The following is a 12582-nucleotide window of genomic DNA, read 5'->3' as shown; positions in this document are numbered from 1 at the left end:
GTTTCGGGAGAGATCGCCCTCTATGACGCGCGCGACGGTCGCTATCATGTCCTCAATAGCTCTGCGGCGGCGATCTGGGCTGCCATTGCGGCAGAGACGCCGATCGAGCAGGTCGCGACAGACCTTGCCGAAACGCATGGCGTCCCGGTCGAAGCGATGCGCGCGGATGTCGACGCCTTCGTCGCCGACGCGCTCCAGTTGGGCCTGCTTGTCGATGCGTAAGGCCGTAGCGTGAGCGGAATTGCGGGCGCCGTCTTCACCGACGGCCGGCCGGTAGGACCGGATCTTCTCGACCGGATCGCGCGATCGACCTTTCGCCGCGGGTTCGACGGCGTTCAGACCTGGCACGACGAGCGCGCGGGTATGGTTCGCTTCGCGCATGCGACGACGCCCGAAGCGCGGGGCGAGAGCCAACCCTTCGAAGGGGCGGACTCCGGGATCGCTCTGCTGTTCGACGGCCGCCTCGACAATCGCGCGGAGTTGCTCGCGTTCTTGGGCACAGAGGGGGTACGGCTGACCGATGCGCCCGACGGCCTCATCGCGATCAAACTGTTCGAGCGCGAGGGGCGTGAGTTCGTCCACCGCCTGGTCGGCGACTATGCGGTCGCCGCGTGGCAACCGCGCACGCGCCGGCTCGACCTTTTCCGCTCACCTATGGGCTGGCGCCCGTTGCTCTGGGCGTTCGACAGCACGACCTTCGGCTTCGCGAGCGAGCCGCGCGCGCTGATCCTGGGATTGGGGTTCGAGCGCAGGCTGAACGAGGGTGCGATCGGCGAATATCTGTCGGCGCGCTTCGTATCGGAAACCGACACGCTGTGGGCCGGGATCGAGCGCGTGCCGCAGGGCGGGGCGATTACATTCGAAAATGGCTTCGTGTCGCGTTGGAACTGGCATGGCGGGCCGTTTGAGGATCTGTCGAACCGATCGATCGACGACCATGTCGAGCGGTTCAACCACCTGCTCAACCAATCGCTGGAGGCGACGATCCGCAGCGACGGGCCGGTCACGGCGCAGCTGTCTGGCGGCCTTGATTCCTCGTCGATCGTGTGCCGCGCGACGCACCTGTTCCGCGAAGGCAGGCTCGACCGTCAGATAGGCGCGATCTCCGCGCGCTTTCCGGGCGAGCCGCACGACGAAACCGAATGGAGCAGTGCGGTCGAGGCACATCTCGGAATCACTGCCGAGGTCGTCGGCGCGCGTCGCTTCGACCCCGATGTCGCGCGACAATGGTGCGCCGATTCCTATCAGCTGCCGGTGCGCCCCAATGTTCTCGATTCGATGGGCGGAGTGCTGAAGGCACTGCAGTCCGATGGACGGCGCGTATTATTGACCGGGGAAGGCGGCGACGACTGGCTCAACGGATCGCTGGCGCATTGGCCAGACCGCTTCGTCGCTGGCCGCTGGGGGAAATTGTTCCGCCATGGCGCGGAGCAATGGCCCGATGAGCCTTGGTATGTGCAGGCCCGCCGGACGCTCCACAGCACGTTGCTTCCGCTGGCCAGCGGGAAGCATCGCAAGGCGTTGCTGACCCCGCATCTCGACTTCCGCCTTGACCAGCCGGACTGGATCCGGCCCGACTGGATGGCGCGGATCGGGCTAGAGGACCGCTGGCGCCAGAAAATCGTACGCACGGGCCTTCGCGGGATGGACCAGCAGTCGCGCTACAGCGTCTTCTCGCTCGGCCGACGCTACACGATGGTCGATACTGCCCTCGCCTTTGCCGAGAGCCATGGCGTCGAGGTGCGGCACCCGCTCCACGATCTGCGCCTGACTCGTTTCTTCATGGGCGCGGGCGGCGAGCATCTGCGCAAGTTCAACACCCGCAAATATCTGCTGCGCGAGGCGATGAAAGGCACGCTGCCCGAGAAGATCCGCCAGCGGCGCACCAAATCCTATTTCGTGTCGCACCAGGTCGACGCGATCGGCGAGCTGCTGCGTCAGCGGCCGTTGCATGAGTTGACCGCGGTCAAGCTCGGATGGATCGTACCCGAACGGATCGCGGCGATGCACGCGCCGTTCGAGGCGTGGCGCAGGAACGGATCGGAGGGGCCCATACCCGATGGCGCATGGGGGCCGGTCTGGTTCACCCTTGCCACCGAGATGTGGCTGGAGCATGCCTTCGGCCTGAAGGCGTAGGGGGCGCTTACCATGGTTCAGACCGCGACGATCGACGAGGATACGAGGCTGCGTCGCAAGGCGGCGGTGGTCAGCGCCGATGTCGCCGACGACGCGATTCTGCTCGATATCGATTCGGGCTATTTCTTCCAGCTCAACCGCACCGGCACACGCATCTGGAGCTTTGTCGAGGCGCCGCAAACGCTGGGCGCGCTGTGCAATCACATGGCAACGCACTACCGAGTAGATGCCGACACATGCCGCCACGATGTGGTCACGTTCGTCGCGGATCTGATCGAGCGCGGCGTGCTGGAAATCGCGGATTAGAGCATCGCGCGGAAAAGTGGGCACCGGTTTTCCGCAGAAAGCGATGCGACCACAAATAATTAGAACGGCGTGTCCGATTCAGATATCGGGCATGCAGCTCTAGGCGATCGCGTCACCCTCGTGCGCGATAGATCCAGCCGTTTACTGCGAAGCGCGAATCGGCAAAGGCCCCCGACGGGCAGCGGACCGGCATGACCTCATGCGGCCCCCAGGACGGGAAGACGACCAGGCTGTTGTCGTCAGGTTCGATATCGAGCCCGGCGTCGCCAGGCGCCGCGCCCAGCCGGTGGAGCCGCAGCGCGCCGCCCGCGAACCGCTTGGGTCGACGATGGAAATAATAGACCGCGCTCAGCATCCGGTCACCCCGCGCGGCTTGTGCGCTGGCATAGGTGTCGGCATGCAGCGTGAAATGCGCGCCGTCATTGTGCGCGGCGAGTTCGAGTTCCACCTCGCTCGTCGCGAACGGAGTGGATCGCAACATGGACGACCAATGAGGTGCCACCTCTCGCAGTCGGGCATCCAGCAAATCGGCTGTCGGGCCAAGGTCGCGGAGCACCAGCGCGCGGCGGGCTTCGGGCTTGACCATCCCCCCGGCGAGTTGTGCGGGGACGAACCGCGCTTCATTCGCCAGCGCCCATTCGAGCAGCGCGGCATGGGCCTCGGCATCGAGGAAATCGACGATGCGCAGATGCGGCAGGATCGGTGCGGTCATCCCGTGGATCGCACCGGTGCCGCCCGCTCGCGCAGGTAGCGCAGCACCATCGCTTCGCTCGTGTCATCCGCCTGGCGGCGCATTCGGGGCGCGCGCGGCTCGGCATCGCTGCCCAGATGCCGAAGCACCGCGCGCACGCTGGTATCATAATCGGCGGTCAGCGCCTCGTAGCTCAATGCATGCGGCGTTGCGCCCATCGCCACGAACAGGTTGCGGAAATGGCCGTGGCAGAAATCGGAATAGCTCATGATTCGCTCGATCCGATCGGCGTCGAACGCCGGGGTCACGAACGCGTCCTCCCGAATAGCGCCGGGAATTGAGCGCCACCGCCCGGTCTCAACGGCGAGCACCGCCGAGACCGCTTGGCGTAACCTGTCCTCGCGCCACAAATGGACGAATTGCGGATTTGGGAACAGCCGAGCGACATGTTTGGCAAGCGTCGCGTAATAGCCGACAGGCGCTTCAGAAGGAGGCAGGTTGGCGAAGCGCTCCAGCGCAGGATCCGCATCGCGCGCGATCTCCTCGATATCGCGCCAGAAGAGTTTAACGCCCAGCGTCCCGTCGGGTGAAGTGCGATGACGGCGGACGGCTGCGCTGAGGCTGTCATAGTCGGGAGCGTTCCAGCGCCGCGCGAAGGAGGGGCGGAACCCGGCATGAAAATATTCGAGCGGGCAACCCAGCCCGCCCGCGAAATACAGCGCCTCGCCCAGCAGGGTGCTGCCCGAGCGCGGGTGGGTGCAGAGCAGCACCGTCCGACGCGGTGGACCTTCCCATGGGGAATAGTCATGCGCGGCGGACGCCAAGTCATAGGGCGCAACACCCCGGGCGCGATCGGAGCGTTCCGTCATCACACGGCGCAGTGGGTCAATACGAAATCCCTGATATCCCGCGCCGATCGGACGCGCGACTTTCAGTACGGTCAGGGCGTCAGGTTGCTGAGGCCGTCGGTCGGGCGATAAGAAATGCCCTCAGCGGCTTTGGCAGGGAGAAAGCTAGCTATCTCAGGCTTTACCCACTCTTCAGTCTCGACCTTGGCAGTCGGCTCATCGTTCTTGGGAAGCTTTTCCATCATACCCGCCCCTTTTATTGAGGGATTAGGCTAGCATCCCGCCTCCGATAAATCAATTTGCTGCCACAACCGCACGCGGTCCCGCTCATGCGCCCCGCCGACCGCAACCGCCTCGCCAGCCAGCGTCTCCAATGGTTGCGGAAACCGCCAGAGCAAAGCGCCCCAGCAGGAGGCTGCCCCCGGCTCAGGCCGATTCTCGTACCGGCCAACCGCATCCATCTCGAGTGCGATCCATTGTACGATGCCGTCCACGCGGCCGCCCAGCGACGAGATCGCGAGTTCCCGCCGCTCTGCCTTGCGGGGCTCGGCACTGGCGAAGTCGAAGCTGAACAAGTTCACCGGGTCGCTGCACAGCGCCACCTGTTCCATGCCGACGCGGATCATCTCGCTCGGCGAGGCGAGGCGATTGAACGCGGATAGATCGAATCCGCTCGCTTCGGTGAGGCGCTTAGCCCGGTTGCGCAGGTCGCGGGCGAGCGCGACGCGGATCTTTCCTCGCGGGGGAATGACGACGCCACCGGGCACCAGCAGCCGGGCGACCGCATCCTCATGCGCCGCCAGCACCCCTTCGCTGAGCAGGTCGTTGCTGACGATCTCCGACACCAGAATATCGGCCCGCCCCCCCAGGTCGCGATCGGCGTCCAGTGCCGTGGAATGTTTGTTCACCACCGTGACCCGATCGGCAAAGCCGTTCGCCGCGACCACGTCGCGCGCCGCCGACGCGATGGCGGGATCGGCTTCGCACGTTACCACGTGCGCACCCTGTCGCGCGGCCATCATCGCGAGCAGCCCGCTACCCGCACCGATCTCCAGCACGCGGCAGCCAGGACGGATGGCGCGGATCAACGCCTGTTCATAGGCTTGGTTACGCGCGCGATCGAAGGGGATCACGAAATGCCAGCTATGGACGCCGTCGCTCAGTATCTCGGCGGCGGTGACCCCAGCTTCGCCGCGGCCACCCGTCATCGCATGGACCTGCTCCGCCAGTTCCAGCGCGCGGCGCCGATCGCCCGCCGCGATCAACTGGCGCGCGACCGCGATCATCCCGCGGGGATCGCCCGCCACCTTGGGCAGCAGGGCGGAAAGTTGGGCGGCGCGATCGGTCATCGCGATGCGGTAGCCGACTGCGCATCGCACGCAACCGCGCCGAGCGTCAGCAGCGGACGGAGCAGCGCCTTGACCTGCGGCAGCGCGGCATAGTCGCTGGGATAGACCAGCCGCCAGGCGGGGCGGGTGTGGAGCAATTCGCGCAGCCCCGAAACGGCGTGGACGCGTTCCTGCACGCTCGCGCCGCTCGGGTTGAAATGGATGATCTGCGGTACGATCAGCGTCATCGCCTCGGCAATCTCGAGCCGCTCCAGCCGCGGCTCGGCCAGCTCAGCGCGGCGGTCGAGAAAGATCAGCGCGCGCAGCGGGACGAGCGCGGGCGGGTCGCCCGCCACGACCGGGCAACGCGACTTGCCGGAGGCGCTGGCGAGCGGAATGCTGCGCTCGGCTGCCAGTTCCAGTCCGTCACGCGATTCGGGCCACAGGCACACCGTTTTCGCGCCTGCGCCGAGCATCGGCGCGCCGGGCCGCCACAGCAAGGCGGTGTCATCGCCCAGGATCTGCCAGCCATCCTGCACGGTCAGCGCCGCGCATAGCGTCGATTTGCCCGCGCCCGAACGCCCGATCAACAGAATCCCGCCGCCATCCTGAAGCAACGACGCGGCATGAACCGCGATCGCTCCCTGCAGCATCGGAACCCGCGTCAACACGCGGCGCAACAGAACCTCGATCGCCGCCGCATCGGGCGGCATGGTTTCGGCGACCAGCGTCATCGAGCGTCCATCCCGGTCGATCAGATAGCTCCCATCGAAGCGCGAGCGGATCAGCCAGCGTCCGTCCCGTTCGCCCAGCCGTAAACGATAACCGTTGCGCCATTCATAGCTGACCACGTCATGGTCGATTGGCGATCCGGTCTCGACCGCCAAATCGAGGTCACCGGCCCATCCACTCTCGCCATCGGCCGCGGGCACCAGCCCGGGCAATTCTATCTGGGACCGGACCCGGAGGCCGCCGAAGCTGTAGTGATAGGTCATGACTCTTGCATGTCCGGACGTCAGGCGCGCAGGCGCCGGATCGCCCAGCCGAATGGCCGGATCAGCGGATACATCCAACCGAGTCCGCCCGGCAGCGCGAATGCGGCGCGATCCTGGGGAGAACTGAGGTCCCAGGCCAATTGGCGGCCCCAGAAATGCCGGGTCGGCTTCATCGCATAGGTGATCGACCGGCTCCATACGCTCCCAGCGATGAAGCGACGCAGCGAACTGCGCGGCCTCGCCTCATACCATTGCGGCCCATCGTGAAATTGCACGACCAGCCGGTTGAGCAGCCGCACATCGATCCGCCGCGCGCCCCGCGCCAGCACTGGCGTCGGCACCGGACGCGCCAGCCAGTGATGCAGCGCCCAGCCGACATGCAGCATCATCCCCTCCAGCCCCTCCTTTGCGGCCGTAGCGAGGGTTTCCTCCCACGCGGCATCGGAATCGAGCAGCACGGCGAGATCGGCCAGCCACATCAGCCGCTGCCAACCATGCCGGATGCCGTGCACCGCAAGATAAATGGGCAACCGCCGACGCGCCATCGCGGGCACCGCCATACCGGCGATCGTCACCGTCTCGCGCTCGGCCCAAAGCGCCTCGAAATCCCAAGGCAGCAACGCAGGATTCTCGCAGAGGCGATCGTGCAATTCGACCAGGATGCGGCTCTCTCCATGCACCCATCCGCTTTCCTTGGGCGGGGTGTCTTCGTCCGGTCGGACGGACGCGGCATTGATCGGCGGCACATAACCCAGATCGCGCAAGATCGCTTCGGCGTCGCGGGTACGCTCGCGCTCGACCAGCACGTCGATGTCGCGCCCGCCCCGCGCGATCGGGTCGCCGTACAGCTGGATCGACAGTGCGATACCCTTGATGAACACATATCGGATGCCGGCTGCCTCGAGAGCGCGCGCGATCCGCACCAGTTCGTGCAATCGCTGCATCGCGCCGACGACATGCGCGCGCCGCGCCGCCTCGAGCGCCGCGCAGGTTGCAACAGGCATGACCCCCGCGCGCAACAGCGCCGGAACCGCGAGCCCGATCAGGCCATGATGCACGAGCCCGCGCTGGGCGATATCCCAGTCCCCGACCTGAGCCGCGGCACGATCCAGTTGAGCCGAGGCGACGCCGCCGCTCGCCAGTCGCGCCGCCGCGAAGACAAAGCGCAATTCGGGCGAGAAATCAGGGAGAGGAGCGCCATCATCTCCCCCCGGCCCAACCGCGAAACCCGACATGCCTGCCCCCATTTCGGATCCCCCCGACCCGACCGACCAGCAACTAGCGCGATGCGCCCCTCAATTCCACCTCACCGCTGGCCGGTTCGCAGGTCCGACCGCGCTCGAACCCCGTTTCGTGCCGCGAGACTAGACTTATTGGAGATTGACCGAACGACGATGGTCGGTCGGCGCATGATATCCCGCGTATCGGCCAGCTATCGGCTGCGCCGGAGTGAACATGAAATGGCGAGTTGTTATGGGTTCAGTGATGATCGCGCATATCGCCTGCGGACAGGATCATCGCGCGCGAAACAATAGCGCCGCTCCGTCCGGCCCATCCCAGGCCAATGCGTGGGGCACGCGTGCCTTCTCGTGCCCATTGCGGTCGAGCACGACCGAATAGGGCATACCGAGCGCACCGAAGCGCTGAACGGCGGGAAGCGCGGAGAAGCCGAGGCGAAGATGCGGATAGCGGCCGGCAAAGGCCCTGATGCCATCGTCACGATCGGCATCCACCGAGGCGGCGATGACGACCAGGTCGCTACGCTTCGCCGCCAGCCGATCCAGGCTCGGCAATTCCTTTCGACAGGGACCGCACCAACTCGCCCAGAAATTGACCAGGACGATCTTGCCGCGCAACGCGTCCACCGACAGCGGCGAGCCGTCGGCGGATACGATCGGCGGCAATACCGTCCGGGTCACTTTCGGCGGCACCCGCGCCGGCAGCGCCGAGGCGAGCAGGCCGCCAACGGCGGCGAGGACCAGTGCCCGAACCGATGATCGGACGCGATCCGTCAAAATGCCTTTTCCTTGACGACCGGCCAATTGGTCTGCGCCTTGATGATGATCCCGGCAGTGTCCTTGTCGAACAGTTGCAGCGCGCGGGCACTGTTGTTGAGATAGAGTTTGCCATTCACGACTTTCCCGGTCTCGGGATCGACATCGACCTTTTCGCCGAACGCAGTGCCCACCGCGCAAAATCCACCGAATTCGGGAAGGTACTTCCTGGGATTGGCCAGGAACGCCTTGCGATGCGCGGCGGTGGCAAAGAGATAGCGCGCGCCGTCATAGGACGCGTAGAGGCGATCGACCCCGCGAGTCGGCTTGCCGCTGTCGAAATACGCTACCGGATCGTAGCCGCCCAGGGCGACGCCATGGTCGTCGGTGTTGATCTGCGCGGTCGAGCCCTTGATTCCGGCCTGCGCGCCCGACGCGACGACCAGAGCGGACAACGGCACCGCCGCGAACAGCGCGACGGCGAGCGGCTTCAACATGGTGCGATACATTCGACGGTCTCCCTTCGGCTGGTTGGTCAGCCAGTTCTCCTATGCATTCGAGGGAGAAGCGCCTTCGGTTACAGCGCGAAGGGAGTCGGCAAGATGCCGGGATCGATCGGGAAGAGAGCCGGGGCGTCAGGCCGCCGCTGGCCTCGCGATCAGGCCAGCGCCGCCAATCGCAGCACGGCCGTCATATCGGATCCGACGATGGCCGGCCCAGGACCGAGGCGCTCGAGCGGCACGCCGAGGCGATTGACCCAGGCCGTTCGATAGCCGAACCACGCCGCGCCGGCCGCATCCCAACCGCCGAACGCGGCGAAGCCGATACGCGCCTTCGGTAACCCGAACGCGTCCAATGCCATCGCATAGGCTTTGGGAGACGGTTTGAACGCGCGGACGCGATCGGTGCTGAGCACATGATCGAACAGTATGTCCAGTCCATTGCGGGCCATATTGGCGCGAAGCGTCGCCTCTCCAAGATTGGACAGAAAGGCGAGGCGGATGCCGGAGTCGCGCAACTTCTGCAGCGCGGATTTGACGTCCGGCCAGGCCACCAGCTCCGCATAGGCGGCGACCAGTACTCTTCTATCCGACATGGAGAGGGTTATGCCGAGCGATTCCGCCGCGTAGCGCAACGCGTTGTCGGCGACCTCGTCGAACGTGGCGTACTGGCCAGCCGCTGTATACAGCCAGCTATTGCCGAACAACTTGGTCGACCAGACCTGCGCAAGGTCACGGCCGCGGTCGGGTATCAGCGCCACGACCTTCTGAACGACGGAGCGAGGATCGAAGATCGGGAAGCCGTCGAACGCGATCGCCTCGATCGGCCCCCGCGCCAGCGCGTTGCCCGCGCCGGGAAGCAGCGCGGCGCCGACGGCGATCGCGCCGATCGCGCCTCGCCGCGACAGGTGCGAAGCGGCTGGATCCGTTCCCTCGCGACCAGGCACGGCGAAAGTCGCAGCGGTCGCGAGTGCGGGCGTGTCGTCGCTCATATCGCCCGCGTTTCCCCACCATCCATCCGCAAGGCCGTCCCGGTCATCCACGCGGCCGCAGGTGAAATGGCAAAGGCGATCAATTCGGCGATTTCGTCAGGCTCGCCGAAACGGGCGATGCCGGCTTCGCTGGCATAATGGAGCAAGGCATCCTCCACGGAAAGGCCGCGCGCTGCCGCGTAGCGTGCGATCATCGCCAGCCTGCGGCCGGTCGTCACCGCGCCGGGCAGCACCGAATTCACGCGCACGCCGTCGATCAGCCCCTGATCCGCGAAGGCCTTGGCCAAAGCGGAAATCGCAGCATTGATGGTGGAAACGGCGGCCAAAGCAGCGCTCGGCGCAGCGGCAGTCGCGCCCGACATGAATATCAGCGCGCCCTGCGACTGCTTGAGGTGGGGCCAGGCGGCGAGCGCGAGCCGGCGTGCCCCGTGGAATTTCATCGACAGGCCATCGTCCCATTCGTCATCGCTGAGCGCCATCAGGTTCGCCTGCGGCACGGCGCCGGCGATGTTCACCACCGCATCGATCCGGCCAGTGGCTTCGGCCACCGCCGCGACGACCGCTGCCGCGTTTTCCGGCAAACGCAGGTCTCTGGCGAGCGGAAGCGCCCTGCCACCCGCTTGCTCGATCATGGACGCTGAGTCGGCCAAGGCATCTTCGCTACGCGCGACCATGGCGACCAGATCGAAGTCTTCGGCCAAACGGAGCGCGGTCGCGCGGCCAATGCCGCGGCTCGCGCCCGTGACGATGACGGTACGTGTTTGATGGACCATTATTTCAACCATTCGTGGCGCGCCGAGGGATCGTTACTGCTCGGCGCTCGGTGGGACGATGGAGTGGCCGCCGGCGTCCTCCGGTCGGAGGATTGGGGGGGAAGCGCCGGCGGCCTTTGCCGGCATCTTTATTCGCCGGCAAATGCGAGGTCGATCTCGTGCGCGACGAGCCCGACATTCTCCTCAAGTGCGAAATGTCCGCCGTCGAGCCAGACCAATTTCGCCTTGGGCAAGTCGCGTTTGAAGGCTTCCGCGCCGGCCGGGATGAAGAACGGATCATTCTTTCCCCAGACGATCAGGGTCTTGGGCTGATACTTGCGGAACGCGGCATGCCAGCTGTCATACAGCGCGACGTTGGTCTTGTAATTCGCCAGCAAGTCCAACTGGTACGCATCGGTGCCAGGGCGGTCGAGCAGCGCCTGATCGATGGTCCAGTTGTCCGGGCTGATCGCTTCCGGATCGCGTGCGCCGAACGTGTACTGGAAACGGGTCGTTTCGGGCTTCAGGAACGTCCGTGCGGCAGCTTCGGTGGTGGCGTCGCGCTTTTCCCAGAGCGGCAGGAAGACCTGCTTTGGCATGTCGCCGACCCCGTCGAGATAGGCGTTGGCATTCTGGATGACCAAGCCCTTCACCTGGCTGGGGCGCTGGGCGAAGATGCGGAAGCCGACCGGCCCGCCATAATCCTGCATGTAGAGGACGTACGACGTCAGGTGCAGCTGATCGAGCAGCCCGGTGACGTGCGCCGTCAGGTTATCGAAGCTGTAGGTGAATTCGGATGCGGCCGGCGCGTCCGACTGGCCGAAGCCGATATAATCGGGCGCGATCACGTGGAACCGCCCAGCCAATGCAGGGATCAGATCGCGATACATGTGCGACGACGTCGGAAAGCCGTGGAGCAACACGATGGTCGGCAGGGCTGGATCACCGGCTTCCCGGTAGAAGACCTTGAGCCCCTTCACCGTTTCCGACTTGTACAGCGTGCGGACGGCCGGAACCGTCGGAGCGCTTATTGGCGTCGGTGACGCGGATGCCGGCGTCATTGCGACCATACCGGCGGCAGCCGCCGCCAGACCGAGAGTGCGAGTGGATTTGGACATGAGATTTCCTTGTAACCGATAAACTACGCTTTAATAGGTGTCTCTTTACAGAAAACCTGTCAAGCACTATTTCATTGGTTACAGCTCGCGCCCGTCGGCGCGACCATCTGGAAAGCACGATCATGAGCCAGGAGCGGATTGCCGGAGAGTTTCGCGAAGGCATGCCCTTTCTGGGCGGGCATTTGTGGATCGATTTCCTGAACACTACGCCGGTGATCAAAGGCATGGCGCTGGATCTGATCGGGGATCGCGAGTCGCTGGGGCGATGGGCGAAGCAAGCCAACCTGACGATTCCGGCGGCGGCTGAAGCCGATACGATCGAGGATCTCAGGAGCCTGCGGGCGGAGCTCGAGGCGGCGTTCGGCCAACTCGCTGCCGGATTGCCGCTGCCGCGCCGGACGCTCGAGGACATCAATCGACGCATCGCCCGATCCGGGACCCGGCTTCATGTCGCGGAACAAGGTGGCCTTCCGGTGATCGAGGAAAGGGCGACGCTGGTGGGGCCGCCGGTAGCGACTGCGGTAGCGTGGGATTTCGCGCACTTCCTGAAGGCGTTCGACCGCGAACGGATGCGCCACTGCGACAATCCGGCGTGCACGATGCAGTTCTACGACGTGGGGAAGAACAACCGGCGGCGCTGGTGTTCGATGTCGGTCTGCGGCAACCGCGACAAGATAGCGCAATATCGCGCCCGCAAGGCAAGCGCTCGGGCCTGACCGGCTACGTGATCTTCAGGCGCTGCTTCATCTGCGGTGCCCCGCATGACACGGTTGACCAGTTGATAGCTCCCGCCATCCCATTTCCCGACAATGGCGTGTCGATGGCGGTCTCCGCGACGAAGGGATCGAAGAAGCCGAGGACCGGTCTGGCAGCTGTCCTCGAGTTTGTTTCAGCAAAGCTGAAACGGTTGCGGCACCGGCCC

Annotated in this window: 16 protein-coding genes; 4 read left to right on the top strand and 12 right to left on the bottom strand. The window is 65.4% G+C overall.

Annotated elements, in window-relative coordinates:
• From SPR01S_RS19700 to SPR01S_RS19690, 3 genes are all read left to right on the top strand, one after another.
• A partial coding sequence (locus SPR01S_RS19700) for a PqqD family protein (protein WP_066593071.1) occupies positions 1–222 on the top strand: 222 nt, incomplete at its 5' end.
• A gap of 9 nt (positions 223–231) precedes the next feature.
• Entirely contained in the window at positions 232–2136 is a 1905-nt protein-coding gene (locus SPR01S_RS19695; RefSeq protein WP_066593063.1) for an asparagine synthetase B family protein, read from the top strand.
• Between the two features lie 12 nt (positions 2137–2148).
• Positions 2149–2442, top strand: a complete 294-nt coding sequence (locus SPR01S_RS19690; RefSeq protein ID WP_066593056.1) for a PqqD family protein — start codon at positions 2149–2151, stop codon at positions 2440–2442.
• 112 nt (positions 2443–2554) lie between these two features.
• Here SPR01S_RS19690 and SPR01S_RS19685 read toward each other — a convergent pair whose 3' ends face one another.
• The 11 genes from SPR01S_RS19685 to SPR01S_RS19640 form a co-directional block, all read right to left on the bottom strand.
• Positions 2555–3154 carry a 2OG-Fe(II) oxygenase gene (locus SPR01S_RS19685; RefSeq protein ID WP_066593048.1) on the bottom strand — a complete coding sequence of 200 codons (600 nt, stop codon included), beginning with the start codon at positions 3152–3154 and terminating at the stop codon, positions 2555–2557.
• Entirely contained in the window at positions 3151–4002 is an 852-nt protein-coding gene (locus SPR01S_RS19680) for a Stf0 family sulfotransferase (RefSeq protein WP_084251315.1), read from the bottom strand. Before SPR01S_RS19680 ends, SPR01S_RS19685 begins: the two co-directional genes overlap by 4 nt.
• Before the next feature lie 71 nt (positions 4003–4073).
• Entirely contained in the window at positions 4074–4223 is a 150-nt protein-coding gene (locus tag SPR01S_RS21755; RefSeq protein ID WP_157082370.1) for a hypothetical protein, read from the bottom strand.
• Between the two features lie 30 nt (positions 4224–4253).
• Positions 4254–5330 carry a 50S ribosomal protein L11 methyltransferase gene (locus tag SPR01S_RS19675; RefSeq protein ID WP_066593045.1) on the bottom strand — a complete coding sequence of 359 codons (1077 nt, stop codon included), beginning with the start codon at positions 5328–5330 and terminating at the stop codon, positions 4254–4256.
• Positions 5327–6304 (bottom strand): hypothetical protein, encoded by a 978-nt coding sequence (locus SPR01S_RS19670; protein ID WP_169803473.1) that lies wholly within the window; start codon positions 6302–6304, stop codon positions 5327–5329. The genes SPR01S_RS19675 and SPR01S_RS19670 overlap by 4 nt, the downstream gene beginning before the upstream one ends.
• Before the next feature lie 20 nt (positions 6305–6324).
• Positions 6325–7539 (bottom strand): nucleotidyltransferase domain-containing protein, encoded by a 1215-nt coding sequence (locus tag SPR01S_RS19665; protein WP_169803472.1) that lies wholly within the window; start codon positions 7537–7539, stop codon positions 6325–6327.
• Between the two features lie 279 nt (positions 7540–7818).
• Positions 7819–8319: a TlpA family protein disulfide reductase gene (locus SPR01S_RS19660; protein ID WP_066593042.1), complete on the bottom strand. Its 501-nt coding sequence runs from the start codon at positions 8317–8319 to the stop codon at positions 7819–7821.
• On the bottom strand, positions 8316–8807 hold the full coding sequence (locus tag SPR01S_RS21750) for a YHS domain-containing (seleno)protein (RefSeq protein ID WP_066593039.1): 492 nt from the start codon (positions 8805–8807) through the stop codon (positions 8316–8318). The genes SPR01S_RS19660 and SPR01S_RS21750 overlap by 4 nt, the downstream gene beginning before the upstream one ends.
• Before the next feature lie 149 nt (positions 8808–8956).
• Entirely contained in the window at positions 8957–9790 is an 834-nt protein-coding gene (locus SPR01S_RS19650; protein WP_084251312.1) for a haloacid dehalogenase type II, read from the bottom strand.
• Entirely contained in the window at positions 9787–10563 is a 777-nt protein-coding gene (locus SPR01S_RS19645; protein WP_066593037.1) for an SDR family oxidoreductase, read from the bottom strand. Before SPR01S_RS19645 ends, SPR01S_RS19650 begins: the two co-directional genes overlap by 4 nt.
• A 128-nt stretch (positions 10564–10691) precedes the next feature.
• Positions 10692–11660, bottom strand: coding sequence for an alpha/beta fold hydrolase (locus SPR01S_RS19640; RefSeq protein WP_084251311.1), 969 nt, complete (start codon positions 11658–11660; stop codon positions 10692–10694).
• 122 nt (positions 11661–11782) lie between these two features.
• Between SPR01S_RS19640 and SPR01S_RS19635 the strand changes: the two genes are divergently transcribed.
• A complete protein-coding gene (locus tag SPR01S_RS19635) occupies positions 11783–12376 on the top strand; it encodes a CGNR zinc finger domain-containing protein (RefSeq protein WP_084251310.1) in 594 nt (197 codons plus the stop codon).
• A 4-nt stretch (positions 12377–12380) separates the two neighbouring features.
• On the opposite strand, the gene SPR01S_RS21980 is transcribed toward SPR01S_RS19635, so the two are convergent.
• A partial coding sequence (locus SPR01S_RS21980) for a hypothetical protein (RefSeq protein ID WP_218016783.1) occupies positions 12381–12582 on the bottom strand: 202 nt, incomplete at its 5' end.

The sequence above is a fragment of the Sphingomonas pruni NBRC 15498 genome (assembly GCF_001598455.1).
Taxonomy (GTDB): Bacteria; Pseudomonadota; Alphaproteobacteria; order Sphingomonadales; family Sphingomonadaceae; genus Sphingomonas; species Sphingomonas pruni.
This window is presented reverse-complemented; position numbering and strand designations above follow the sequence as displayed.